Source organism: Dokdonella sp. (assembly GCF_039926425.1).
Lineage (GTDB): Bacteria > Pseudomonadota > Gammaproteobacteria > Xanthomonadales > Rhodanobacteraceae > Dokdonella_A.
The window spans coordinates 1-23,564 of record NZ_JBDSWZ010000018.1; the positions used below are offsets into that span (position 1 = coordinate 1).

The 23,564-nt window shown below is 63.9% G+C and carries 26 protein-coding genes; 15 read left to right on the forward strand and 11 right to left on the reverse strand.

The genetic code is table 11. The annotated features are described in order from the left end of the window. On the reverse strand, positions 1–1,736 hold a 1,736-nt coding region (locus ABIV12_RS00930; protein WP_348055289.1), incomplete at its 3' end, for a DPP IV N-terminal domain-containing protein. Between the two features lie 165 nt (positions 1,737–1,901). Between ABIV12_RS00930 and ABIV12_RS00935 the strand changes: the two genes are divergently transcribed. The 3 genes from ABIV12_RS00935 to ABIV12_RS00945 all read left to right on the forward strand — a co-directional run bounded on the left by ABIV12_RS00935 (position 1,902) and on the right by ABIV12_RS00945 (position 4,118). Then, positions 1,902–2,828, forward strand: a complete 927-nt coding sequence (locus ABIV12_RS00935) for a M14 family metallocarboxypeptidase (RefSeq protein ID WP_348055291.1) — start codon at positions 1,902–1,904, stop codon at positions 2,826–2,828. Positions 2,829–2,937: 109 nt separating this feature from the next. Further along, positions 2,938–3,453 carry a nuclear transport factor 2 family protein gene (locus ABIV12_RS00940; RefSeq protein ID WP_348055293.1) on the forward strand — a complete coding sequence of 172 codons (516 nt, stop codon included), beginning with the start codon at positions 2,938–2,940 and terminating at the stop codon, positions 3,451–3,453. Positions 3,454–3,491: 38 nt separating this feature from the next. Further along, complete coding sequence (locus tag ABIV12_RS00945) at positions 3,492–4,118, forward strand: hypothetical protein (RefSeq protein WP_348055295.1); 627 nt, start codon at positions 3,492–3,494, stop codon at positions 4,116–4,118. Here the strand turns inward: ABIV12_RS00945 and ABIV12_RS00950 are convergent. Beyond that, positions 4,106–5,470, reverse strand: a complete 1,365-nt coding sequence (locus ABIV12_RS00950) for an MFS transporter (protein ID WP_348055297.1) — start codon at positions 5,468–5,470, stop codon at positions 4,106–4,108. The genes ABIV12_RS00945 and ABIV12_RS00950 overlap by 13 nt on opposite strands. Before the next feature lie 165 nt (positions 5,471–5,635). On the opposite strand from ABIV12_RS00950, the gene ABIV12_RS00955 reads away from it, so the two are divergent. Further along, a complete protein-coding gene (locus tag ABIV12_RS00955; protein WP_348055299.1) occupies positions 5,636–7,195 on the forward strand; it encodes a winged helix-turn-helix domain-containing protein in 1,560 nt (519 codons plus the stop codon). On the opposite strand, the gene ABIV12_RS00960 is transcribed toward ABIV12_RS00955, so the two are convergent. After that, positions 7,170–8,318, reverse strand: coding sequence for a serine hydrolase (locus tag ABIV12_RS00960; RefSeq protein ID WP_348055301.1), 1,149 nt, complete (start codon positions 8,316–8,318; stop codon positions 7,170–7,172). The two genes, ABIV12_RS00955 and ABIV12_RS00960, sit on opposite strands and share 26 nt — an antisense overlap. Positions 8,319–8,528: 210 nt before the next feature. Between ABIV12_RS00960 and ABIV12_RS00965 the strand changes: the two genes are divergently transcribed. The 3 genes from ABIV12_RS00965 to ABIV12_RS00975 all read left to right on the forward strand — a co-directional run bounded on the left by ABIV12_RS00965 (position 8,529) and on the right by ABIV12_RS00975 (position 9,836). Beyond that, positions 8,529–8,798 carry a hypothetical protein gene (locus tag ABIV12_RS00965; RefSeq protein ID WP_348055303.1) on the forward strand — a complete coding sequence of 90 codons (270 nt, stop codon included), beginning with the start codon at positions 8,529–8,531 and terminating at the stop codon, positions 8,796–8,798. Positions 8,799–8,931: 133 nt separating this feature from the next. After that, on the forward strand, positions 8,932–9,453 hold the full coding sequence (locus ABIV12_RS00970) for a hypothetical protein (protein WP_348055305.1): 522 nt from the start codon (positions 8,932–8,934) through the stop codon (positions 9,451–9,453). Positions 9,454–9,536: 83 nt separating this feature from the next. Further along, entirely contained in the window at positions 9,537–9,836 is a 300-nt protein-coding gene (locus ABIV12_RS00975; RefSeq protein WP_348055307.1) for a hypothetical protein, read from the forward strand. A gap of 68 nt (positions 9,837–9,904) precedes the next feature. Here ABIV12_RS00975 and ABIV12_RS00980 read toward each other — a convergent pair whose 3' ends face one another. After that, entirely contained in the window at positions 9,905–10,036 is a 132-nt protein-coding gene (locus ABIV12_RS00980; protein WP_348055309.1) for a hypothetical protein, read from the reverse strand. Here ABIV12_RS00980 and ABIV12_RS00985 point away from each other — a divergent pair. The 5 genes from ABIV12_RS00985 (at position 10,035) to ABIV12_RS01005 (ending at position 13,400) form a co-directional block, all read left to right on the forward strand. After that, on the forward strand, positions 10,035–10,403 hold the full coding sequence (locus tag ABIV12_RS00985; protein ID WP_348055311.1) for a DUF4242 domain-containing protein: 369 nt from the start codon (positions 10,035–10,037) through the stop codon (positions 10,401–10,403). The genes ABIV12_RS00980 and ABIV12_RS00985 overlap by 2 nt on opposite strands. Before the next feature lie 222 nt (positions 10,404–10,625). Beyond that, entirely contained in the window at positions 10,626–11,096 is a 471-nt protein-coding gene (locus tag ABIV12_RS00990; protein WP_348055313.1) for a DUF1456 family protein, read from the forward strand. Beyond that, positions 11,086–11,544, forward strand: a complete 459-nt coding sequence (locus ABIV12_RS00995) for a hypothetical protein (RefSeq protein WP_348055315.1) — start codon at positions 11,086–11,088, stop codon at positions 11,542–11,544. Before ABIV12_RS00990 ends, ABIV12_RS00995 begins: the two co-directional genes overlap by 11 nt. A gap of 165 nt (positions 11,545–11,709) precedes the next feature. Beyond that, complete coding sequence (locus ABIV12_RS01000) at positions 11,710–12,705, forward strand: aldo/keto reductase (RefSeq protein WP_348055317.1); 996 nt, start codon at positions 11,710–11,712, stop codon at positions 12,703–12,705. A gap of 140 nt (positions 12,706–12,845) precedes the next feature. Then, complete coding sequence (locus ABIV12_RS01005) at positions 12,846–13,400, forward strand: DUF427 domain-containing protein (RefSeq protein ID WP_348055319.1); 555 nt, start codon at positions 12,846–12,848, stop codon at positions 13,398–13,400. A gap of 23 nt (positions 13,401–13,423) precedes the next feature. On the opposite strand, the gene ABIV12_RS01010 is transcribed toward ABIV12_RS01005, so the two are convergent. Then, positions 13,424–14,854 carry an MFS transporter gene (locus ABIV12_RS01010; protein WP_348055321.1) on the reverse strand — a complete coding sequence of 477 codons (1,431 nt, stop codon included), beginning with the start codon at positions 14,852–14,854 and terminating at the stop codon, positions 13,424–13,426. 331 nt (positions 14,855–15,185) lie between these two features. Between ABIV12_RS01010 and ABIV12_RS01015 the strand changes: the two genes are divergently transcribed. Both ABIV12_RS01015 and ABIV12_RS01020 read left to right on the forward strand, forming a co-directional pair. Beyond that, a complete protein-coding gene (locus ABIV12_RS01015; RefSeq protein WP_348055323.1) occupies positions 15,186–16,685 on the forward strand; it encodes a tetratricopeptide repeat protein in 1,500 nt (499 codons plus the stop codon). A 382-nt stretch (positions 16,686–17,067) separates the two neighbouring features. Next, entirely contained in the window at positions 17,068–18,336 is a 1,269-nt protein-coding gene (locus tag ABIV12_RS01020; RefSeq protein ID WP_348055325.1) for a carbohydrate-binding protein, read from the forward strand. A gap of 194 nt (positions 18,337–18,530) precedes the next feature. On the opposite strand, the gene ABIV12_RS01025 is transcribed toward ABIV12_RS01020, so the two are convergent. The 3 genes from ABIV12_RS01025 to ABIV12_RS01035 are packed head-to-tail and all read right to left on the reverse strand — an operon-like array spanning position 18,531 to position 21,540. Further along, entirely contained in the window at positions 18,531–19,172 is a 642-nt protein-coding gene (locus tag ABIV12_RS01025; RefSeq protein ID WP_348055327.1) for a response regulator transcription factor, read from the reverse strand. A 23-nt stretch (positions 19,173–19,195) separates the two neighbouring features. Next, positions 19,196–20,536 (reverse strand): ATP-binding protein, encoded by a 1,341-nt coding sequence (locus tag ABIV12_RS01030; RefSeq protein ID WP_348055329.1) that lies wholly within the window; start codon positions 20,534–20,536, stop codon positions 19,196–19,198. Further along, a complete protein-coding gene (locus tag ABIV12_RS01035) occupies positions 20,533–21,540 on the reverse strand; it encodes an alpha/beta fold hydrolase (RefSeq protein WP_348055331.1) in 1,008 nt (335 codons plus the stop codon). The genes ABIV12_RS01030 and ABIV12_RS01035 overlap by 4 nt, the downstream gene beginning before the upstream one ends. 294 nt (positions 21,541–21,834) lie before the next feature. On the opposite strand from ABIV12_RS01035, the gene ABIV12_RS01040 reads away from it, so the two are divergent. Next, a complete protein-coding gene (locus ABIV12_RS01040) occupies positions 21,835–22,545 on the forward strand; it encodes a ParA family protein (RefSeq protein ID WP_348055332.1) in 711 nt (236 codons plus the stop codon). 55 nt (positions 22,546–22,600) lie between these two features. Here ABIV12_RS01040 and ABIV12_RS01045 read toward each other — a convergent pair whose 3' ends face one another. The 3 genes from ABIV12_RS01045 to ABIV12_RS01055 all read right to left on the reverse strand — a co-directional run bounded on the left by ABIV12_RS01045 (position 22,601) and on the right by ABIV12_RS01055 (position 23,562). Beyond that, positions 22,601–22,828 carry a hypothetical protein gene (locus tag ABIV12_RS01045; protein ID WP_348055334.1) on the reverse strand — a complete coding sequence of 76 codons (228 nt, stop codon included), beginning with the start codon at positions 22,826–22,828 and terminating at the stop codon, positions 22,601–22,603. Between the two features lie 132 nt (positions 22,829–22,960). Continuing rightward, entirely contained in the window at positions 22,961–23,308 is a 348-nt protein-coding gene (locus tag ABIV12_RS01050) for a hypothetical protein (protein ID WP_348055336.1), read from the reverse strand. Between the two features lie 137 nt (positions 23,309–23,445). Next, positions 23,446–23,562, reverse strand: a complete 117-nt coding sequence (locus ABIV12_RS01055; RefSeq protein WP_348055338.1) for a DUF1615 family protein — start codon at positions 23,560–23,562, stop codon at positions 23,446–23,448. Between the last annotated feature and the right edge of the window lie 2 nt (positions 23,563–23,564).

Here is a 23,564-nt window from a genome sequence, read left to right on the forward strand (position 1 = left end):
AACATCAGGTGTCCGGCGAGAGCCCCGAGCGCATGAATGCCGATGACCGTGCGTACTGCGCTTCGTGTCTCTGCGGCGCCATCATGGTCTGCATTTCGCCGGTGAGCGCGTGGAAGAGGCTGGTGGCCGGCGCGCCAGCGACGCCGGCCTGGTAGGTGCCCGGATAGCGACACATCGTGGACGGTGTTGCTGTACGCCAAACCGAGGATCGCCGGATATTTCTTCGCCGGATCGAAGTCCGGCGGCAGTGTGAGTCGCGCGTGCAGCGGCGTGCCGTCGTTGACATTCGGAAAGACCACGTACTTCGCCGCGACCCAATGGTAGTCGGTGAACTCGGGCACTGGCGAATGCGTGACCTGCCGCACGATCGGCGCCTTCGCGCTCGGTCTGTTCGCCGACTGAAGATACAAGTCGGGTGGCGTCACATCATTGGAGTGGAGATCGGCAAGCAGTGTGCCGTCCGGCGACACGGAGGGCCGATGTGCGCCTTCGGCCTGCGTGAGCAACTCCGGTGGGCCGCCATCGAGCGGCACGCGAGACACACGACGCGATTCGGCATTGCCGGCGTTGGTGACGACAAACAACGCGTGTGCCGCAGGTGAGAGGCTGGCCGAGAACACCGCCCACGGACCGGCTGTCATTGCCTTCGGCTCGCCGCCCTCGAGCGACTGGAAATAGACGTGATAGTCGTTGTCGCGATCCGACGTGAAATAAACGCCACGCCCATCCGGTGCCCACTCCGCCCACCATTCGGCGGTGACGTTCTTCGGATTGATCTCGCGCACCAGCGCGTGCGATCGTCCGGTGTCGACGTCGAGCACGAGCAAGCGACGGTCCTTGACATACAGGTCGCTCTTGTCGACCAGCAGATGTGTTCCGTCTGGCGACCAGCGCACGCCAAAGATCGGTTCGAGGAGGTTGTCTCCGAGATCCATCCACTGAACGTCACCGCCGCTGGTCGCGACGACACCGAGGCGACGCGACTCCGAGGGCTCGCCCGGGTAGGGCCGCTTCACGTCGATGAGTCGGCTGGACTCACCGAGGTAGTCCGGGATGCCGCGCGTTGGAACCTGCGATGCATCCGTTTCGATGAAGGCGAGACGCGCGCCATCGTCCGACCAGACGAAGGACTCGACCTCGACATCGCGGTTTGCGCGTGAGCGGATTTTCCGGAATGCGGGTTTCGATCCCGCGAGGTCGGCGGTCCACAGATTTCCGGCCGAGAGATATGCGATCGATCGCGCTCTGATGGACGCCGCGATCTGCGATGCGGACGTGTCGTCACTGCCGAGACGCTGCGCCGGTTGTCCGGGCAGCACCTGATACAGCGCGCCATGCACCACGAACACCAGATGTCGGCCATCCGGTGCCCACACGAGCTCCGATACACCCGGATCGCTTTCCGCACGCGCGACACGCTGGAGCTGTGCGACGTCGCTGCCGGGGTTGGGCGGATTTTCGGGACGCGGCATCGACGTGATGCGGACCGGCTTCCCGCCGCGGGCATCCGCGATCCATACGTCGCGAAAATTTGTTCCTTCGTCGTTCCACAGGAATGCGAGGCGCCGGCTGTCGGGAGACCACTGCGGATTTTCGGGGCGCGTCCCGATGATCGACGGCAGGCTGTAGAGCCGCTCGATCGTCAGCGGTCGCGGGGTGGCTGCGTCTGCAGGGCACGCAGCTGCGATCATCCACGCAGCGCCACAGGTCAGGATCAGATTGCGCAAGACGATCATGTGTCGCGACGCTCCAAAAGGTGCATCAAGGATTCCGGCCGGGGCATCAATGGGTGGGTCAGTCGAGGCTAGCAGGGACGGCCTGGCACAAACCAGCGGGGCGGAGGAGGCGCGGGCGTGTAAAGTCTCGTCTGTTCCCCGACCCATCGCTGACCGAGCAACGCCATGACGACGCACGCACCGTATCCCATCGGCACCCCTGGCCAACCGTGGGGCGCCGCGGAAAAGTCCGATTGGCGTGCCCGGCAGACGCGACAGCGCAGTTACGAAACGGATGTCCTGCACGAAATCGAGCGACTCTCGCCGCGCTTCGACGTCGTCCAGTACGGACAGCTCGACTATTCCCCGGAGACTTATCCGTTGTTTGCCTTCAAGAGTCGTGAATGGCGCGACGAGCTTCCATGCGCGCTGGTCACCGGTGGCGTGCACGGCTACGAAACCAGCGGTGTCCATGGCGCCTTGCAGTTCGTCGACGCGCAAGCCTCACGCTATCAAGGGCGCGTCAATCTGGTCGTCGTGCCGTGCGTCAGTCCGTGGGCGTATGAGCGCATCCATCGCTGGAATCCGCTGGCACTGGATCCGAACCGCTCGTTCCGCGACGACAGCCCGGCGCCGGAATCCGCTGCGCTCATCGCACTGATTGCGCCACTGCGCGGACGCTTTCTCGTACACATCGACCTGCATGAAACCACCGATACCGACGAGTCGGAGTTTCGACCGGCGCTCGCCGCGCGTGATGGTGTGGAGAGCGTTCCCAGCGAGATTCCCGATGGGTTCTACGTCGTCGACGACAGCGACAATCCGCAGCCGGCGTTCCAGCAGGCGGTGATCTCCGCGGTCGCGAAAGTGACGCACATCGCAGCCGCGGACGCCAAAGGCGAGATCATCGATTCGCCAATGATCGCGCAAGGCGTGATCGAGTATTCAATGAAGCCGCTCGGCCTCTGCGCTGGCATCACCGGCGCGCGCTACACGACGACGACCGAGGTGTACCCCGACAGCCCGCGCGCAACACCGGCCCAATGCAATGCGGCCCAGGTCGCCGCGGTTTGCGCGGGACTCGATTTCGCGTTGGCTCATCCGCACGGATAGCGCACTCCGGTCGGGAACTTGTGGGTCGGTCATCGGGTCGCAGTGTGCCTCGCGGACCCATGCTTTTTCTGCGGGAATCGCCCGTCCTTTCCGACCTGGAGCTCGCACCATGTGCTGTCGTCTGCTGTGCGGTTTCTTCGCTTTGTTTGCATCCATGTCGATCGGGGTCGCGGCGGAAAAAATTCCTCGATACGTCAGCGTGCATCAGACATCGCCCGACGATCGCCGCGCCATCGAGACTGTGCTGTCGACGTATACGCGTTCGGTCAGCACAGGTGACGAAAGCGCGTTTGAAGCACTTCTTCTCGACAAGGACATTCCATTTTCTTCCACTGACGAGCTGCTCGGACCCGGCGGGGACCCTGCGCACGTGGATACGCGACGGTATGAGCGCTTTCGGAAATCTGTTTTTGCCAGCGGCACCCACTATGCGCAAACCTTCCACAATGTGCGTATCGAGCAGGACGGACCGCTCGCGCAGGTGTCGCTGGATTTCGTGACGCGGATTCGCGGAACCCGCAAGGGCGGATATGGATTCAAGACCCTGCATCTGGTCAAGACGCACGGCCAGTGGAAGATCGCGAGCGAGTTCTACACGGTGCATGCGTTGCGCGATCCGCGCTAGTTCATCCAGGCGGCGCGGAAAATGGATCGTGCGCGTCGATGACGCAGTTCGACGACTTCAATCTGCCGCTCGGACCGGCGGACGAAAAGCTCTGGAACAACGCAACAGTCACCTCGACCGATGCGCGCGTCAACCTGTTCTTCATCAACGACCAGTCCGACGCGCACGGCGGTTCGCTGCAGGTGGATGAGACGCATCATCCGGGTGCGCCACCGCCTGGATGCGTCGCGGCGTCAGGCGTGGTTCGTCTGCACGTCGTGGTCGGCAACCGCAGCGACGCGGGTTGGACACCGGAACTGATGGTGCTTCCGGTGCCGAGCAACGAGAACAGGAGCGCGGGAGACACCGGAGGGTTCGCCACGATCGACGTCGCGACGGCGTGCGACGTGCCCACGCCGCAAGGTCGCTACCTTCGCAGGTTCGACAGACACGGATTGCCCAACGGCGACCACGAGCTGTTCGTGCAAGCCAGTGAGCCCTCGGGCTTGAAGGGCGACCCGAGCCTCGGCAATGAAACGTCCATCTGGCCCCTCGCACGTGTCCGGCGCGTAGTACCCGATCCGGATCCGCATCCAGAATTGAACCACGGCCGCCGCATTCTCCGACGTCCATCCCCCACATGCCGCTCTCCTGTTGACCGCAGCTTGGCGCGTCAATCCGGCTGATCCGGATAAGCCCGCTGCGCGAGGACCGTCGCAAGTGCGGCGATACCGAGCGCGATCGCGAACACACTTGCGAAGGCGGCCATCGGCCGGGTTGCCTGCAGCAGCGAGAACATCAACCCACCGCCCGCGAGCGCCGCGCTGGTGGCGAGCGCGGCACAGAGCTGGATGGCCGACGAGTAGGTGCCCTGCAGTTCGCGCGGAGCGAGTTTCAGAGTCAGCACGCTGACCATCGGCAGCGACACACCGACTCCGAGTCCCGCGATCGACCAGCCGACCAGAAGTGTCCAGTCCGGCAGCACGCCGAGCACGCCGGCAGCGCAGATGGCGATGCCCGCGCACAACAGCACGAAGCCGTGCCCGAGCCATGCGCGTCTGCGCGCATCACGGATGATCCGCGACTGCAGATGACTGCCGATGCTCCAGCTGAGGGCCCCTCCACTCAACGCGGCGCCGGCGGCGGTGATCGACCAGCCACGCTGATCGTGCAGCCACAGCGGGATGAAGGCCTCGCACAGGAAAAACGCGGCCGATCCGAGGCCGCGCAATGCGATGACGGTGGGCAGGCCGCGAACTCCTTGCAACGTTCCTGCGGGCAACAGCTTGGCAGCGGCGGCGAGCAGCGCGGCGAGTGATGCAACCACGACTGCGAATGCCCACGATCCCGCCATTGCACTGATGGACAGCGTCACACTCGCGCTGGCCGCGAGAATCGACCACGGCAGCATCCACCATGACGATCGCGCATGCTCCATCGGCTCGTTCTGCCTGCGCAACGGCGGCAGGATCAACGCGGCGGTGGGCACCAGCAGCACGAGGATGCCGAGAAAAAGCCAGCGCCAACTCCCGTGGTCGACGATCCATCCGGAAATCGCCGGGCCGATGACCGCAGGGACGACCCAGGCGGACGAGAACAACGCGAACAGTCGCGGGTGCAACGCCGACGGGAGCGCGCGAGCGGTTGCCACATAGAGTGCAACTCCGAGGGCACCGACGCCCAACCCCTGAAGGATGCGTCCGGCGATCAGCATCGCCATCGAGCCGGCGAGTCCGGCCAGCAGCAGGCCTGTCGCGAAGAGCAACAGGCCGGCGCCCATCGAGCGAAACGGACCGTGGCGATCGCAGTCGTGGCCGGACCACACCATCGCGACCACGGATCCGGCCAGCGTTCCGGCAAACGCCAGCGCATACAGCGGCACGCCATCGAGTGCGGCGGCGACAGCCGGCATTCCGGCTGCGACGCCAATCGCCTCGAACGCGATCATCGAGCACAGGCCGACTGCGCCGATCGCGAGATTGCGCCAGGGGCCCGAAAAAAGGGTGTCGCTCGATGGCGGTTTTACCGGAGCGTCCATTGGCTGCGTTCCACGGGTCATCTGCTTCCAGCGTGCAGCGTCGCATTGAATCCTGCACGACTGCGGATGCACGCCGCAACGGTGAAACGTCATGACGATCACGATCTGTCATCGCGATGGCGGGAGTTATCATGGGCGCCCGCTTGACAGCAACTGTGTCGATTGATGGCTCCTCCACGCATTTTTCTTCTCGACGACCTCCGCATCGACCTTGCCCGCCAGCAGGTCGAACGCGACGGCAAGGTCCTCGATGTCGCCGGACTCAGCTTCCAGTTGCTGCGTTTCCTGATCGAGCAGGGCGATCGTGTCGTCGGCTTCGACGAGCTGATCGAGCGGGTGTGGGCACCAGCGATCGTCAACGAGGAAACGGTCACGCAGCGCGTCAAGCTGTTGCGCCAGGGTCTTGGTGACGACGGTCGGCGTCCGCGCTACATCCGCTCCGTACGCGGGCAGGGGTATCAGCTGTGCAGCATGCCGCGAGTGGAGGCAATCGTCGCCCACGCAACGCCGTCGCGCCGTCCAGTCGCGGTCGTCTCTGGCCTCGTGGCTGCCGGGGTGGTCGCGCTCGGCATCGTCGCCGCGCTGCTGCCGCGACCCGAAGTTGCACCCGTTGGCGATCCGCGCATGGAACGTGCGGGGTACTACGCGGGCATCGGCCAAGCGGACAACAACGAGCGCGCAATCGCGTTGTACGAAGATCTCCTTCGCGACGAACCCGGGAACGTCGTGGCGGATCTCGGCCTCAGCCGCGCGTTGAGCGCGAGCGTGTGTCTGTACAACGCGGACCCGCAAGCGGCGCAACGCGCACAGCGGATCGCGGAACGCGCAATCGGCCGGGATTCGGCGAACGGCGCCGCGCACAACGCACTCGCATACGCGCACGACTGCCTCGGCGACGTCGATGCCGCGATCGTGGAATATGAGCGTGCGGTCGCTCTCGATCCGACGGCTCGCACAGGCGCTCTCGCGTCCGCAGCGAATCTCTATGTCGAGCGCGGGCGTCTCGCCGACGCGCTCGCGTCGAATATCGAAGTCGAACGCTCCGGCGCACGACCGCGCTTTCTGGATCTGCAGATTGCCCGCAATCTCGACCTGCTCGGCTTTCCGGCGGCGGCGGAACAGCGCCTTGCGAAACTATTCGAACTCTATCCGGACAACGTCTTCGGCAACGTCGCGTACCCGCGATTTCTCTACACGCAGGGGCGCTTTGCCGAAGCCGATGCGACTCTGGCCGTCGCGATGAAGCGTCCGCTGCATCCGCAGTTGTATCTCCTCGCTGGTGAACTCGCTCTGGTCCGGGGCGATCGCGGACGCGCCGAATCGCTGTTCGCGCAAGCCGCCGCGTTGCGACCGCACCAGAGCCGTCCGCGGGCATTGGTCGACCTGTACGCAGACGCGCCCGACGTCGCGGCACTGGCGTCGCGTGCCGACCTCATTGCGACGCAGGCGGCCGGCCACGATGCCGACGCGTGGATCGATGTTGCGCTGCTGCGTGGAAGCGAGCGTGCCGCAGCCATCGACGCGTTGCATCATGCGGTCGCGGCGGGGTTCCGTGATGCAACGTGGCTGCGCGTCTCGCCGCTGTTCCGCCCGATTGCCGACGATCCCGCATTCGCCGGGATCGTCGACTCGATCGGGCGCGCGGTCGCCCTTGAACGCACGCGTGTGCTCGCGTCGCCGTGGCTGCCGCCCGAGCTGCTCAACGCATCGGCGGCAGCGCCTTGAGGACGATCTCGCGGAAGATTGCCTGCGATTGCGGATGCGCGAACGACTGGTTGTAATTGCGAGCCGTCACGACCGCGACGAGTCCGCGCGCCGGCAGCATGAACACGTAGTTGCCGCCATTGCCCGACATTGCCCAGACTGGTGTGTCCTTGCCGTCGATCGGGAAATGGAAGCGCCAGAACAGATAGCCGTATTCGGCATCGTCGCGCGCCTGCGCGTGCGGCGTGAGCGTGGCGTCAATCCAGCGTTTCGACATGATCTGTTTGCCTTTCCAGCGACCGCCGTCGGCGACCATCGCGCCGATCTTCGCGATGTCGCGGCTGCGATAGCGCACGCCGCCGCCGCCCATTCCGATTCCCTCCGGTGACAGGTTCCAGTGAGCGTTTGCAATGCCGAGCGGCTTCTCGAGCACGTCGGCGGCAAACCGATCGAGTCGCTGCTTCGTCGCCCGTTCCACCACCGCGCCTGCGACGAACGAGCCTGCCGTGCAGTACGAAAACGATCGGCCGTAGGGACTGTCGGCCGGTTTCGTCATCCACGGTGCGAATCCCTTCACCGGGATCTCCAGCGCGAAGCGCAACCAGCTCTCGGTCACGTACATGCGCTCCTCGTTGCCGGACGAGTACGGGTTGCTGTCGTCGCATTCGAGCAGCGAGCTCATCGTCAGCAGGTCTTCGATGGTGATCGCATCCTTGCGCGGATCGGCATTCGCCAACGGACGTTGATCGGCGAAGAACGGAAATGCCGGTGCATCGACGGCGGAAATCGCACCGCGATCGATCGCGGCGCCGACGAGGAGAGAGGTGACGCTCTTCGTCGCCGACCGCATGTCGTTCAGCGTGTCGCGGGTCTCATCACCGAAGTAGCGCTCGTACACCAGTTGACCGTGATCGGCCACAACCACGCTGGTGAGTCCCTTCCACTCGTCGGACGCCACGCGGCGTTCGAGTTCGGCAAACGGAGCAAGGTTCCAGCCGAGCCTGGCGGGATCGGCCACGGTCCAGCCGTCGGGCTCTGTGGCTGAGCGCGAAGAGCCTGATCCCGTGCCAGTCGACGCAAACGCGGGGGTGAGGTCTGCCGCGAGACAAAGGGCAGTGACGAACAGGATGTGGCGCAGGTGCATGGGGAACTCCGGTTGATGGGAGTCGCCATCGGGCCATTGCGGCAAATGAAGTGCCGGAAGTGCGAATGAAGAATAGTGAAAGAGTGTGCAGACGAAGCCGCGTAGAGGTCTTCGTGGCGCTGAGACTGGGCTGTCGGGGTCGTTCCGCCAAGATCAATGGTCGCTTCGTGTACTGTGCTCGATATCAAACACCCACCAGCCGGAACTCCCATGGACTATCCATTCGTTGTGACCCGAAACGACTCGACCTCGTCACAGGACGTGCGCAAGGTCTCGATCGAGCCCGATACCGACAAGGCACTGAAGAACTTCGAAGCGCGAACGCCGGGTGCGAGAGCGCGATTCGCCAACGACATCAACCACGGACATTCCATCGAGGTCAACGTTGCACTGCCCGACGATGCGGACGAGACTGCTGCCCTCAAGGCGTTTCACGACGATCTGGCGACGTTGAATCTGTGTGCCGCGCCGCGGAAATGACACGCATCACGCCGCGCCGGCAGTCGACGACCGTTCAGCCCACCGGACGGAGGCACTGACGTCGCACTGTTCGTCGTGCCTTCAACCGAAAGGGCAGGATGTCACATGCGCATGAGGCAACGACGAGGACGGGATGACGTTTTCGGTGGATCCAACCTCCGGTGCATTTCGCTACGTTGAGCCACGCAGCGCGCCGCTGCGAGTCACGTTTGCAGTCGTCGCAATTCTGGCGATCGCGTCTTCAGGCATTTTCGTTGTCGTCGCCCGGTCGATGGGCGACGTGTCGACCTGGGCAAAGGTTGGAGGGCTGCTGGCGTCGATCGTCTCCATCGTCGCGTTTCTGGCCTTTGGCGCGTACTGCCTGAGACTCGCGCTATGGATGCCGAGGCACCTGGTGTCCATCGATACCGCATCCCGGCAGCTGGTCTGGATCGCGCTGTCCCCATTGGGCGGCAGACAGACCTCGATCCATCGCTTCGACACTCTGTCCTCGATTGGAATTCTCGAGCGCCGGTCGGACGGGAATCCGACGACGTTCACGATCGCGATTGGAACGGAAACGCATGGGCGGCTCGACATGGGAGTCTTCAACCAGCGCTCGGACGCCGAGGCGATGTTGCGCCAGGTGCGCACTGCGTTGGGCATGGACAGCTGATCGTCCGACCGCTTGCAACAGCCGAGGTTTAACCTCGCGATGCCGCTGACCGGAGAGGCGACAGCCCGCACGTCTACAACGAGATGATCGAGACCGTGTCCGGTCCCGCCGCGTTTTCGCGTAATGACTGGCAACCAACAGGGGTTGCCATGATCTGGGCCGGCATCATTCAGGACCTTGCCTATGAGCGGGGCGGGCAGAAACTTTTCGTGCTGTTCGATAGCCAGCGTCGCGTACTGTTCCATCACGTGCCTGAAGATCTTTGGGCGCAGTTGTCGAATCCGGCGACGCGGGACAGCGTTCTTGCGCTGAACATCCTCGGACAGTTCGCGTGGTCGGATCTCGGCATCCGCTTGCCTGATGCCGCCGATTCTTCGCGATAGGCGCTTCCCCCTGAAGGACGAGCCCGGGGTCGAATGCGGGTCCGAACCGGGTGTTGGAGCCCGATTGCTCACGCTTGGTGCGCGCCGCGGTCGCCAATGTTGCCGTTGCAGACGGACGCGTGCGCGATCATGATCGGCGGGCGCACCTCGCGTTCGCCATGCACGCCCGAACCCTGAACCTGTCCGATCGGAGAATCCATGAAATTGCTCATCGCCGCTCTCACCCTGCTGTTCGTCGGCAACGCCGCCGCTGCCGAGCCCGCCAGCGCAAAGACAGACGCGACCCAGCATCGCTACATGGTCGAACGCACGTTCCCGGCAGGTGCTCTTGCAGGGCTCGACATGGCCACCAAGGAAAAGATCAACGCCACCAACGCGAAATTCAACGTGAAGTGGGAAATGTCGTACGCCAACAGCGACAAGACCAAAACCTATTGCGTCTACGATGCGCCGAACGAAAGCGCGGTGCGCGAAGCGGCAAAGGCCAACGGGATCTCCGTCGATTCGGTGATGGAAGTTCCGGTGACGCTGAATTCAAACGCGGCCGACGCGACGCTCGCGCACTGAGTTCACTGACCCATCAAGTGATGCTGCCCACTCCGGACGCGGTCCGGGGTGAGCAATGCAGAATTCCTTCATCACAGATCATCGCGCGTTTCGCTGAACGGCTTTTCGCCGTGCCACTTCCACCCGGCGCACTGCGATGGCGCAAGGATCGAGCGGGCGATGTACGATCGCCGGCCGCCTCCAGCGCGTGATCTCGCGCGGCAGGCGCCATACGGAATCCTGATGATCAACAACGATGTGCTGCGCAGCCTCCGCTACATGCTCGATCTGTCCGACACCCATGTGATCGAGATGGCCCGTCTGGTCGACCCGGCGTTCGAACTCGAACGCTCCGATGTGCAGGCCTTGCTGAAGCGGGACGACGAGGAGGGTTACGTCGAATGCAGTGACCGCATTCTCGCGCATGTGCTCGACGGCCTGGTCGTCCAACGTCGCGGACGCAATGATGCGTTGCCGCCACGCCCTGTCGAAAAACGCATGACCAACAACCTGGTGCTCAAGAAGCTGCGCGTCGCCTACGAACTCAAGGACGACGACATGCACCGGATTTTCGACGAGGCCGGATTCTCCGTCACGAAACCGGAACTCTCCGCGCTGTTCCGGCAACCCGGTCACAAGAACTACCGCGCGTGTGGCGACCAGATGCTGCGCAATTTCCTCAAGGGACTGACGCGTCGCGTGCGTGGCGCGTAGGCGTCGGATGGACGGTCGTGGGCCTGGCGCACTCGTTCGCGCGTTTGCGCCGGTGCCGCTCGGGCACTGGCGTGTCGCGGGGATCTTGTTCGTTTTTGCGTGGTTCTTCATCGGCGGGATTGCGCATTTCGCGCTGACCGAGGTCGAGATGCGCGTCGTTCCGCCATCGATTCCGTGGCCGCGTGCTGCGGTGCTGGTCAGCGGAGTCTTCGAATTGCTGGGCGCGGTCGGCCTGTTGTGGCATCGCACGCGTCGCGCTGCGGGAATCGGCCTGTTCCTGCTCACCCTTGCGGTGACACCGTGCCACTTTTACATGCTGCAACGACCGGAGTTGTTCGACGTTCCATACTGGGCGCTGCTGGTGCGGCTGCCGATCCAGCTGGCGCTCCTTGCGCTCATTGCCTGGTGCACCCAGTTGCGCAGGCACGGCGAGATTCGACCCGTTTGAAGCAGTTGCGCAGCAGGCACGTGCACGCAAGGCGAGCGCGGAACCCGACCCGTTTTTGTCTGCGCTGCACACGGCTTTCGCATTCATTTCTTCAAGGCCACTCGCGCACCGCAGGGACCCGAATGCGTGCTCGCAACCTCAGTTCAAATTCGATAGGAAAAATCGATGCCCCTCGTTCATCGCAAGCTCGGCACCCACGGACTCGACGTGTCGACGATCGGCCTCGGCTGCATGGGCATGAGCCAGTCGTATGGCCCCGCCGACGACGCCGAGTCGATCTCCACGATCCATCGTGCGTTTGATCTCGGGTGCACGTTTTTCGACACTGCCGAAGTCTACGGACCGTTCACCAACGAACTGCTGCTCGGTCGCGCGTTGAAGGGCGTGCGCAACGAAGTGACAATTGCGACCAAGTTCGGGTTTCGAATCGAAGCCGGAAAACAGGTCGGCATGGACCTCGCCAGTCGACCGGCGCAGATCCTCGCGGCGGTGGACGGTTCGCTGCGACGCCTCGGCACCGATCACATCGATCTGCTGTATCAGCACCGCGTCGATCCTGCTGTGCCGATGGAGGAGGTCGCTGGCACCGTGGGCGATCTCGTCCGGCAGGGCAAGGTGCGCTACTTCGGGTTGTCCGAGGCCGGCGTCGCGAACATCCGTCGTGCGCACGCGGTGCATCCGGTGTCGGCGTTGCAAAGCGAGTATTCGTTGTGGGAGCGCAATCTCGAAGCGGAGTTGATTCCGCTGCTGCGGGAACTCGGCATCGGGCTTGTGGCGTTCTCGCCGCTCGGACGCGGCTTCCTCGCCGGCGGCACACGACGCGCCGAGGACTACCCGGACGGAGACTTCCGGCGTGGTGACCCGCGCTATCAGGGTGCGAACTACGACGACAATGTTCGCGCGGCGCAGATCGTTCGCGACATCGCGGCGGAGAAGGCCGCGACGGCTGCGCAGGTGGCCATTGCATGGCTGCTCGGCAAAGGCGACGACATCGTGCCCATTCCCGGGACCAAGCGGCGAACCTATCTCGAAGACAACGTGCGCGCAGCGACGCTCATGCTCGACGACGACCAGGTGACGAGACTCGATGATGCGCTGGCGCCCGACAGGATCGCCGGCGCGCGTTACGCCGAGCGCATGATGGCCGCCGTCGATCGATAGGCAGCGGAACGCGATCGGCGTGTGCAGACGGGCGCGACGTCGATGAAGCGAGTTTCAATGACGAATCGCGATCATGGATTTGCGAAGGACCTGCGGCGCGCGTCGTCCGTTGGGTTGGCGATCACGTGCACGGAGTTACGATGAGCGCATCGCGATCTTCACCACGAGCGTTGTCCATGTGGAAATACACCGGTCAAGCAAAGCCGCCATTCGCGGAAATCCCGCGTGCAGGGCAAGTGTCGGTCTGGGATTTCCCACGACCACCGCTGCTGGTCGCGGACACGCGCCGCGTCATCGTCGCGGTGGATGAACGCATCATCGCGGACACCGGGCGCGCGTTGCGCGTGATGGAGACGGCCAGTCCGCCAACGTTCTACCTTCCTCCCGACGACGTCGACCTGAGCGTGCTCGTTCCCGCGCGCGGCGGATCGATGTGCGAGTGGAAGGGGCTCGCTGTTTACTGGTCGGTGGCGCTGCCCGGCCGCCCCGTTCTCGAAGCGGTGGGCTGGAGCTATCCGGAGCCGGATGCGGCATTCGCAGACATCAAGGGTTGGCTGTCGTTTTATCCCGGCAGGATGCGTTGCGAGGTCGATGGCGAGCGCGTGAGGCCGCAGCCCGGCGGGTTCTACGGCGGCTGGATGACCGACGACATTGCCGGGCCGGTCAAGGGAACGCCCGGCACCGGCCACTGGTGAGCGCGGCGAGCATGCGTTGCGCGTCATTGCGAATCTGCTGCGCGAATCAACGCGGCCCCGCACAGCGCGGCCAGAACGCAACTCACTGCCCCGACGATCGCCGCGAGATGCACGCGTGAAAGGAGCATCCCGCCGTTCGCGTCCGCCGCAAACACGAAACCGAGAAACGCGGTTGCAATCAGACCGCCAATCCGCGCCAGCGCGCTGTTGAACCCGGAAGCTGCGCCAACGTGGTCCGCGTCGACCGAGCCCATCACCGACGTCGTCAGCGGAGCCACGCTGATCGCCATGCCGATCGCGACGATCAAAGTCGGCGGCAGGATGTCGCGCCAGTAATCGATTCCGTTTCCATCGATGCGGGCGTAAAGCGCGAGGCCGATCGCGACGATGAGCGCGCCGCCCGACAGCAGCCAGCGGCCACCGATGCGCGCGGCAACCTTCCCCATCAATCGCGAACCGATTCCGATCAGAAGCGGGATCGGCAGCATCGCCGCACCGGCCTCGATGCCCGAGTAGTTGCCGCTGCGGATCAGTACATAGGGCAACAACACGATCAGGCCGCCGAGTGCGGCGTACAGAAAAAAGGTCAGCAGGCTGAGGCCTGCGAACGTCGACGTGCCAAACAACGCGCGTGGCATCAGCGCATCGTCACCCTGCATCCGCTCGATCCACACGAAGAGCACCATCAAGGCAAGGCCGATCACGAGGGCAAGTGCAATCGTCCAGTGATGCGTCGAAGGATCCGCTGCGGCCGTCAGACCCCATACGACGATCCCGAGCGCGAGCGTCGCGACGACACCGCCAATCCAGTCCAGCCGGCTGCCCGGCCGCCGGTCGCGGCTTTCTTCGACGTAGCGGAACGCAAGCCACATCGCCCCGAGAGCAATCGGCACGTTGATGAGGAAGATCGGGCGCCAGCCGAGATGGTCGACGATCCACCCGCCGATCACCGGTCCGACTGCCCCGGCGATGGCGCCCACCGCGGCCCAGGTCCCGATCGCTCGACCGCGCTCTTCCCCGGTGAAGTTCGCGCCGAGCAACGCCAGGCTATTGGGCATCAGCAGCGCGGCGCCGATGCCTTGCAGTCCACGCCCGACCAGCAGCCATGCCTGGGTTGGTGCGAGCGTGGACAGCACCGAGGAGACGAAAAACAGTGCGAGGCCGAGCAGGAAAATCCGCCGGCGACCGTAGTGATCGCCCGCGGCGCCTCCCAACAAAATGAGCGCGCCAAGCGGCAGCAGGTATGCGTTGATCGTCCACGCCAGTGCTGCGGGACCCGCGTCAAGGGATTGTCCGATGGTCGGCAGCGCGACATTGATCACCGACCCGTCGATGAATGCGAGGCTCGATCCAAGGATCGACGCCGCCAGCGTCGCCGTTGGGTGACGGGTGTTGCTGCTGCTGGACGCCGTGGTCGTCGCGGCGCTGTCGTTTCCCACAGGCGATGCATTCATCGAATCAGTGTTTCGTCGGCTGGAGGCGTGCCCGTCGTCATCCGTGTTCTCTCGTCGATGTTTCCGACTGCTTGCAGCGTGGTGCGCATGCCATTGTCGTCGAAGTGGATGCGCGCAATTCACCAACCCTGCACGCTGGCTCCGGAGCGCGCTTCATCGCCCGCGGGAGTCGCCACACCGAAGCGGTCGACTGGATGCGCGCGTTTGAGTCGATCGTCCCTGCGGTCTCCCGCATCATCCGAGCATCCGGACGATGCCTCGAGATTGTGCCAGCGAACCATCGCCGCGAGGGCGGATCGCGTTCGTGCGCTGATACCATCGTGTTTTCGAGATGCACTTTGCGATCCTGGTGTCCGACCTTCTGGAAAGCTCAAAAAATATTCATCGCGCTGGCCGTGTCGCCGATGCGGAGGTCGGCTACCGCAACTGTCTGCGCGCCGGTGAGCACGAGGCAGGAAGGCCGCTCGGTGCTTTGCTTCTTGGCCAATCGCGCTTTTCCGAAGCACTCGATGTGCTTGAGCCGCTGGCCGAACGATCACCAGACGATGCGGATCTTCTGGTCAACCTGTCGGTGGCCTTGCGTCGCTGCAATCGCCTCGACGATGCGATGGAGGTTGCACGTCGCGCGTGTGCGAGCGCGCCGTCGAATGTCGCTGCATTCAATGCGCGCGGCTTGGCTGCGCTCGAACTGGAGCGACTGGACGACGCACTGGCTGCGTTCGAGGCGGGTCTGCTGGTGGCGCCGGGTCAACCCGCACTGCTCGTGCATCGCGCGCGCTGCCTCCAGCGCATGACCCGTACATCCGAAGCCTTGCAGGCATTTGCCGGCATCACGTCCGATCACCCGCAACAGCTGGAAAGCTGGCGCGGGCTTGCGGCGTGTCAGGCTGCGCTCGGTGATCCGGCATCGGCGCTGGTCAGCCGCGAACGGGCGCTGCGCATTGCGCCTGACGATCCCGACGTTTTGCTCGAATATGCAATCGCCCTCATGTTCGCCGGCGAACCGGCTGCAGCTGCGGCGCAACTGGAACAACGGCTTGCCGCGAACCCCGAGGACGCGCAGGGCTGGCAGTGGCTTGGCCGCTCACGGCTGATGCTTGGCGAGCTGCCTGCAGCGCGAGTCGCGATCGGCAAGGCGAGGCAACGCGATGCAGACGATCCGGTGATCGCCCACTTCCATGCAGCACTGACGGGGTCTTTTCCGGCGGCAGTGGAAGACGACTACATCCGCAGACTGTTCGACGACTTCGCCGACCGTTTCGACAGGACGCTGGTCGAACATCTCTCGTATGCGGTTCCGATGCGTCTCGCGAAATTCCTTCGCGATCACGATGCCGATCGCGGCGAGAGCGTGCTGGACCTCGGCTGTGGCACCGGCTTGCTGGCGGAGCATCTCGCCCGTGAAGGTCGCTTCATCGACGGCGTCGACCTGTCGCCGCGCATGCTCGAATACGCTCGTGCGAAGGGGCGTTACACGCACTTGCATGCGTCGGAACTCGTCTCGTTCCTGTGCGACGCGGCAACGAGTTGGGAGCTGATCGTCGCAGCGGACGTCTTCATCTACGTCGCTGATCTGCGTCCGGTCTACGACGCAGTCATCGCTCGTCTGGCTGCAGGTGGCTGCTTCGGTTTCTCAGTCGAAGCCAGTCTTTCGCAGACGACCGAACTTCCGCCTGCGACGGGTCGCTACCGCCATCCGGTGCACGGGGCGTTCTCCGAGCTCGCGGCAGCCGGGTTCGTCGGCATCGCGTCTGAAAGCGTGATCCTCCGCATGGAGTCCGGTCAGCCCGTCATGGGCGAACTGATCCTCGCCCGACGCCCGCGCGATTGATCTCAGCCCGCGTTGTCTGCCCCGTGGTTGGATGTCGCTCTCGATGACGCGGAAGACAACGGTGTCATCAATGGCGCATTTGGCGCTCAGTGGCGCTTGCGGATGACGAAGTCATCTGACGACCGCGACGCCGAAGATCTGAAAACTGTCCAGCAAATGGCTGGATGGCTTGTTTTTTTTCGAAAATACAGAACGCGTCAGGCGTCACGAATTCATCAAAAGCCGTTAGACAACGTTGTCATTCCGGCGTAGCTATGGTGCCGCCGGTTCTTCGAGGCCTGTTCGGACCGAACAACGCCCGGAGCGCACATCTCCGCGAAACCTTCGCCGCCAGCGCCCGTGCCGGCCCGCGCCGCGGCTCCACGTCAATGGAGGAAATCCCATGTCAGGATTTTGCAGGACGTCACTTTCCATCGCGGTCCTCGGCGCGTTGTCGCTGTCAGTCGCACATGCGCAAGGCGCGCCGGCGTGCACCGCGTCGTGGAGTTCGACAGCCATCTATCACGGCGGCGACAACGCCAGCAAGAACGGCAACAACTTCCACGCAAACTGGTGGACGCAGGGCGACGACCCGGCGACGCATAGCGGCGGTTCCGGGTCGGGCCAGCCGTGGACATCGCAAGGAGGGTGCGGAGGCGGCGGTCCTCCGGACGATCCACCGGTTGATCCGCCAAATGATCCACCGGGCACCGGAACCGGAAGCGTGCTGTTCTCGCCGTACAAGGACGTGACCATCAATCTCAACTGGAATACCAACGCGATGCAGTCCGCGGCGAGCGGCACCATGCTGCCGGTCACCGGAAGTGGCGGGCTTCTGGCGACGAAGCTGCCGAACCTCGGTGCGATCACGCTGGCCTTCGCGACCGGAGAATGTGGCAGTGAGAACTGGGGCGGTATCTCCGGGCCGGGTTTTGCGAGCGCCAACATTCCGGCACTTGCGGCTCAGGGCGTGCACTACGTCATTTCGACCGGGGGTCAGGCTGGCGCGTTCACCTGCGCTTCGGCGGGTGGAATGGCAAACTTCATTGCGCGGTATGCGACGTCGAAACTGGCCGGTATCGATTTCGATATCGAAGGCGGGCAAACGCAGGCACAAATCAGCGCACTGATCGCCAGCGCGGTCGCCAACCAGGGCGCGTATCCCAATCTGCGCTTCTCGTTCACGCTCGCGACACTGGCCGCATCGGACGGCAGCCATGGAGGGCTCAACAGCGTGGGCGACATGGTGGTGCGCGCCGTGAAGGCATCGGCACTGCAGAACTACACGATCAACCTGATGGTGATGGATTACGGCGGCCCGAGTGCCGGGGTGTGCGTGGTCGCGGGTGGTGTCTGCGACATGGGTCAGTCGGCGATCCAGGCGGCGGTGAATCTGCAGTCCACCTACGGTATTGCGTCGTCGAAGATCGAGCTCACGCCGATGATCGGACTCAACGACGTCAGCTCCGAAACGTTCCGGATCAGCGATGTCGACACCGTGTCCAACTACGTGAACGCGAATGGCCTTGCTGGTGTGCATTACTGGTCGCTGGATCGCGATACGCCGTGCGCTGGCGGGGCGAGTTCGTGGGCGTCGCCGATCTGCAACTCGACTGCGGGGACCACACCGCTGCAGTACACGCGACGATTTCTTCAGGATCTCGGGTTCTGACAGCGCGTTTGATCGAAGCGGGGCGCAGATCGCGCCCCGTCGCAGCGTGGTCAAGCGGTTGCTGTCGTGTCCGCCGACACTGCGAGACGAACGTCTGTCACCGATGACGCCGCCGACCATCTCCGACGCGTCGTCGGCACACCGGCGAATGCAGTGTTCACGCGGGCCGACGCGATCGTCACGGTGGATCAGCGTTACGCCTCGATCAGCCCGTTGCGCACTGCGATCAGGGTGAGTTCGGCCTGATTTCCGGCACCGAGCTTCTGCTTGATGTTGTAGAGATGCGAGCCGATCGTATTGGGCGACAGGTTGAGGATTTCCGCGATGCGGTTGACCGATTGCGCGCGCGCCAGTTGAATGAACACAGCGAACTCGCGCTCGGACAGCGCCTCGACCGTTCCGGATGGACTGGCCAGATCCTGAGTCGCAAGCTTTCGCGCGATGTCGGCGTCGAGATAAATGCGTCCCGCAGCGATGGCGCGCACCGCCTCGATCAGTTCCTCCGGTGCCGTTCGCTTCGACAGATAACCGAGTGCGCCAGCCTTGAGCACGCGCTTTGGATGCGCGGTGTCCTCGTGCGCCGACAACACCAGCACGCGCGCCTCCCTGTCACGCGCCAGCAGCCGTCGCACGGTTTCGATTCCGCCCATGCCGGGCATCGAAAGATCCATGATGACCACGTCGGGCTGGTGTTCGGGATACTGCTGGTACGCCAGTTCACCGCTGTCCGCTTCGGCCATCACCTCGATGTCCGCACTTGCGCTGAGCAACATGCGGAATCCGACGCGCACCACCGCGTGATCATCGACCAGCATGACCCGGATTTTTTTTGCCATCGAATGATTCTGCGGCATGTCGTTCATTCCAGCGGGAGGTGCGCGAGGACGCGCACGCCACCAGTTTCCTGCGTTTCGATCGCGAGCTCACCACCAAGCGCGCGCGCACGTTCGCGCATCCCGCGAACTCCGTAGTGTCCGGGTCGCTGCCAGTCGGGCGCGAGACCGCGGCCATCGTCCGTCACGTCGATTCGCAGTTGACGATCGTCCACCGCCACCTCGATGGTGATGCGTTGCGCCTGCGCATGGCGCAGCGCATTGGTGGTCGCTTCCTGCGCGATGCGATAGGCCGCAAGCGAGAAGCTTTCTCCGAGATCGTCCGGCAGAGGTCCGATTGCGAGGACGAATTCGTGCCGCGGCTGCTCGCGCCTCCAGCCGGCAACGCGGTCCTCGAGCGCGGCAGCCAGATCGAGCGCGTCGAGACTCGGCGGCCGCAACCGCGGAATGAGGTCGTGCGTCGATGCGTACAGAGTCGCCGCCGTATCCGCGATCAGCTGCGCCGTGTCGCGCACCTGTTCGTCGCCGTCATCAAAGCGATGCACCAGCGCGAGCGCCATGCTGCGAATTGCAGTAATTCCCTGGCCGGTCTCGTCGTGCAGTTCCTGCGCGATCTGCCGGCGTTCGTCCTCGACTCGAATCTGCACCGCGTCGGCGAGCTCGCGACTTTGCTCCAGTCGCAAGGTCGCTTCAACCGCTTCGCGACGCGCATCGAGGTTGTCCTCGATGGCCTGCGCGGTGCGATTGAAGGCGCGTGCAATCGCGCCTGCTTCGGCGCCTTTGAATTCAGCCAGTCGCGTGTGATATGCGCCTGCCTGCATTTCTTCAAGGCCGCGCACGATGGTATCGAACGGTCGCGTCGTCCGCCTGAGGATCCAGAAGACCAGGGCATTGCCAAGCAGCATTGCGACGACGCCGAGTTGGAGCAGGATGACGGTGTCATCCCAGCCATCGAGCACGGCACGTGATGCATTCGCATCGATGTCGAGCACGCTGTCGGCGAAGTGCAGTTCGCTGCGCATTGGCTCTGGCGTCACCATCGCCGCGTACCATGCGGGCGCATCGCGACCGATCTTGTACGGCGATTGCGGCGATCGGTAGACGGTGTGTCCGTCCGAATCGCGCAGGGTGATTTCGTTCGATCGCACGCGACCGAGTCGTTCGAGTGATTGCAGCACGATCGGCTGGCTGGTTTGCGCGTAGGTCTCGACAAAATACGTGAGAAGGCGCGTCGCGACGCTATTGGCTGCTTCGGTTTCCTCGCGCACGCTGCGGCGCGTGTCGACGATCTGGAACGCGAGCACGACGGCCGTGAACAATGCGATCAGGCTGGCGACGAGCAGGTTGAGCTGAAGACGAAGGCTCATCCAGGAGTGGAGCCGGAGTCGCCCGGCCATGTGCTGAAATCACGTGTTTCAGCAAACGCGCGGGTTGCGCCCCGAAGCAACGCGAAGACCGCAGGATACGTCGGGTCGTGGCCGCCCTGCGCTGCCCACGCAAGCCGACTCCCGGCGCACGCGCGCTGCACGCGCCATGCGTTCTGCGGTCGGCACACACGATCGTTGGTTCCGTGGACCAACGCGACCGGGAGGCCGCCGAGGCTGGCCGCCGCGCGCATCACGCGCGACTCACCCAGGAAGCAGCGGCGCGCGAGGTAGTGGGCCTGCACGCGATACTTCGCGATGAGTCTGTCTGTTGCGTCGCTGCCGAGCGATGCCACGTTGACAGGGACGGCGTGCGGGTTGTCGAGTCGCATCTCGTAGGTCTGCCAGGCGCCCGCCACCTGCAACGTCTGTTCGAGATTGGAACCGCTGAAGCAGCGGTCGAGCCAGGTCACGGCACTGCGCCGCCAGTTGCGCGGAATGACCTGCATGAAATCCGCGTTGGCCTGCGGTGCCAGAGCGGCGACGCCGTGGAAGAACCAGTCGAGGTCGGCATGGCTGGTGAGGAACGTGCCGCGCAGCAGCACGCCTGCCGTTTGCTCGCGGTGTCGCGCCGCATAGGCCAAGGCGAGCGCGGCGCCCCAGGAGCCCCCCGAAACCAGCCAGCGTTCAACGTGCAGATGCGTGCGCAGCGCTTCCATGTCTGCGATGAGTGCATCGGTATGGTTGTGCGCCGTGGCGCCGGCCGGTGTGCTGCGGCCGCATCCGCGCTGGTCGAACTGGATGATGCGGTAGCGTGATTCATCGAAAATCTCGCGCTGGCGCGCGGTGCTCGACGAGCCCGGTCCGCCGTGGACGAGGATCACAGCCATGCCGTCGAGGGCGCCGGTCTGCTCATACCAGACGCGATGGCCGTGGCCGACGTCGAGCCACCCCTGATCAGCTGGCGCAACGGTGGATCGATCGTTTGCGTCGGACGAGGAGGTCATCCACAGGATCGTACCGCATCACGATCCGCGTCAGATCGCCGGCGAGCGCATGTCTGAAACGGAACGCGAATGCGCCATGTCTGAAACGGCTGCTGCATGGCGCTGGCCGCGAATCCGGACTTGCGCGATCCGTCGCTCCTGCAGTGTGCCCGCATTCGGTGCCCATATTGATGCAGGCCCGCACGGGGTTGGTCGCACGATCGAGTTCACCCTCGTCTTGCGATAGTCGCAATATCCCTTTGAATTGGCGTAAATTACCGGTCGGGCGCAACAGTCGCCGGAGGGGATTGGGGAATGTTCAGGATTCTTGTATCGAACAGCAAAGGCGGCTGTGGCAAGACGACGCTGACGACAAGTCTCGCCGGTTATTTCGCACGAAGCGGTCAGCGGACCACGCTGATCGATTGCGATCCACAGGGGTCTTCGCTGGCGTGGTGCCGACTACGTGCAGCGCACCTCGCGCCGATTCACGCGTTGGCGAGCAACGATCCGGCCTACGGCTTGAGCGCGGGCTGGCTTCTTCGAATTCCGCCGACCACGCAAACCCTGCTCATCGACACACCGGCCGGGCTGCGCGCGCATGAATTCGAGCGCTTCGCACGACACGCCGACGTGCTGCTGATTCCGGTCGTGCCATCCCCCATCGATTTGCGGGCCACACTGACCTTCATCGAGATGGTGCAAAAGCTGCAGGAAGTAAAAAGCGGTCGCCTGCGCGTCGCGCTCATTGCCAACCGCCTGCGTGAGCGCACCAATTCCGCCAAACAGCTCGATGCAACGCTCGATCGCCTGACCCAGGCTGCGATGATCCGCGTGCGCGATTCGCAGATCTACGTTGGCCTCGGCGATACCGGCCGAAGCATCTTCGAAGACGATACGGCCGCCGTGCGACCGCATCGTGAGGACTGGAAGACGTTGCTCGAATGGCTTGCACGTCGTGCCGCAGAACAGCCGCGTGGCAATGTCACGCCACTGGTCTCGCCTTCGCAGCGACTGGGAAGCTAGCGAAGACGCCCCACGATGTTCGGCGCGGACGCGTTCAATGCCGCGAATGAAGCTGTCATTCGTGAGGAATGATTCCGACGGCTCGCAACATCGCGTCGATCCGTTCGTGCACGTAACGCCAGTCGTTTGGCCCTGCCGCGTGTTCGATGTCATCCGCCTGACGCGAAAAAGCGATCCAGAAAGCACCGTCGTGCGGATGCTCGCGGATGATCTGAGGCAGCTGTTTTTCGAGCCGATCAAGCCCGGTGACGATCTGCGGATTGTGTCGCGGCGCGCACGTCATGGGCGTCGTTCGATGGATCGTCGAAGACGGCGGCCACCTGCGACGCGCGCGCGCATCACCGCCGCTTGCCGGTGATGCGCTCGCTTGTTTTGCGGGAAAAGCATCAATGTCGCAGCGAGTCGACGCGCTTGCTCAGTGCGTGACGACCGCGACTTCTTCCTGCTCGCACTTCGCGTTTGCAGCCGTCCGGTCGAATGCATCGTTGGCCAGATGGCAGACGTTTCCGATCAGCGCCTGGTCCGGCGCCGATTTCCACTCCGAGCGCGCGACATCGAGATTCTGCCTGTAGGCGTTGGAAATCGAAGGGTCCGTTCCGAGCGTCTGCATGCAGCGGTCGACACGATTGAGGAAGGCTTCGCATTCAACCGACAGTGCCGGTGGCGAAGCGGCCGACGTCCCGGCTGCACGAACGTCTCGCGCCGAAACGGGTTGAATGGCGGCAAACGCCAATCCCAATACAACGAGGGTGGTGGACTTCATGGAGGGCTCCGATAGTGACCAGATTTTGACGATACCGGAACATTGATGCAGTGCAGCAACTATCGAGTGCGGACAAATGTCGCATGCGCGGTGAACCACCGGCTGTGGAGCGCCAATTCGACCCGTGAGCGTTTCACTCAGGGTGAAGGCGCGCGCATGAGACATCGTCGGTAGCGTTGGTCGACGCTGTTTGCGTACCACTGGGTCGTCAGTTTGCGGGTGATTTTCGGGCTCTTGAGGCGGATTTGCGGCACAA

Bases quoted from the DNA above. Each gene is read 5' to 3' on its own strand.
- ABIV12_RS00935 (WP_348055291.1), top strand. From the start codon at position 1,902: ATGACGACGCACGCACCGTATCCCATCGGCACCCCTGGCCAACCGTGG.
- ABIV12_RS00940 (WP_348055293.1), top strand. From the start codon at position 2,938: ATGTGCTGTCGTCTGCTGTGCGGTTTCTTCGCTTTGTTTGCATCCATG.
- ABIV12_RS00945 (WP_348055295.1), top strand. From the start codon at position 3,492: ATGACGCAGTTCGACGACTTCAATCTGCCGCTCGGACCGGCGGACGAA.
- ABIV12_RS00950 (WP_348055297.1), bottom strand. From the start codon at position 5,470: ATGGACGCTCCGGTAAAACCGCCATCGAGCGACACCCTTTTTTCGGGC.
- ABIV12_RS00955 (WP_348055299.1), top strand. From the start codon at position 5,636: ATGGCTCCTCCACGCATTTTTCTTCTCGACGACCTCCGCATCGACCTT.
- ABIV12_RS00960 (WP_348055301.1), bottom strand. From the start codon at position 8,318: ATGCACCTGCGCCACATCCTGTTCGTCACTGCCCTTTGTCTCGCGGCA.
- ABIV12_RS00965 (WP_348055303.1), top strand. From the start codon at position 8,529: ATGGACTATCCATTCGTTGTGACCCGAAACGACTCGACCTCGTCACAG.
- ABIV12_RS00970 (WP_348055305.1), top strand. From the start codon at position 8,932: ATGACGTTTTCGGTGGATCCAACCTCCGGTGCATTTCGCTACGTTGAG.
- ABIV12_RS00975 (WP_348055307.1), top strand. From the start codon at position 9,537: ATGATCGAGACCGTGTCCGGTCCCGCCGCGTTTTCGCGTAATGACTGG.
- ABIV12_RS00985 (WP_348055311.1), top strand. From the start codon at position 10,035: ATGAAATTGCTCATCGCCGCTCTCACCCTGCTGTTCGTCGGCAACGCC.
- ABIV12_RS00980 (WP_348055309.1), bottom strand. From the start codon at position 10,036: ATGGATTCTCCGATCGGACAGGTTCAGGGTTCGGGCGTGCATGGCGAA.
- ABIV12_RS00990 (WP_348055313.1), top strand. From the start codon at position 10,626: ATGATCAACAACGATGTGCTGCGCAGCCTCCGCTACATGCTCGATCTG.
- ABIV12_RS01000 (WP_348055317.1), top strand. From the start codon at position 11,710: ATGCCCCTCGTTCATCGCAAGCTCGGCACCCACGGACTCGACGTGTCG.
- ABIV12_RS01005 (WP_348055319.1), top strand. From the start codon at position 12,846: ATGAGCGCATCGCGATCTTCACCACGAGCGTTGTCCATGTGGAAATAC.
- ABIV12_RS01010 (WP_348055321.1), bottom strand. From the start codon at position 14,854: ATGAATGCATCGCCTGTGGGAAACGACAGCGCCGCGACGACCACGGCG.
- ABIV12_RS01015 (WP_348055323.1), top strand. From the start codon at position 15,186: ATGCACTTTGCGATCCTGGTGTCCGACCTTCTGGAAAGCTCAAAAAAT.
- ABIV12_RS01020 (WP_348055325.1), top strand. From the start codon at position 17,068: ATGTCAGGATTTTGCAGGACGTCACTTTCCATCGCGGTCCTCGGCGCG.
- ABIV12_RS01025 (WP_348055327.1), bottom strand. From the start codon at position 19,172: ATGGCAAAAAAAATCCGGGTCATGCTGGTCGATGATCACGCGGTGGTG.
- ABIV12_RS01030 (WP_348055329.1), bottom strand. From the start codon at position 20,536: ATGAGCCTTCGTCTTCAGCTCAACCTGCTCGTCGCCAGCCTGATCGCA.
- ABIV12_RS01035 (WP_348055331.1), bottom strand. From the start codon at position 21,540: ATGACCTCCTCGTCCGACGCAAACGATCGATCCACCGTTGCGCCAGCT.
- ABIV12_RS01040 (WP_348055332.1), top strand. From the start codon at position 21,835: ATGTTCAGGATTCTTGTATCGAACAGCAAAGGCGGCTGTGGCAAGACG.
- ABIV12_RS01045 (WP_348055334.1), bottom strand. From the start codon at position 22,828: ATGACGTGCGCGCCGCGACACAATCCGCAGATCGTCACCGGGCTTGAT.
- ABIV12_RS01050 (WP_348055336.1), bottom strand. From the start codon at position 23,308: ATGAAGTCCACCACCCTCGTTGTATTGGGATTGGCGTTTGCCGCCATT.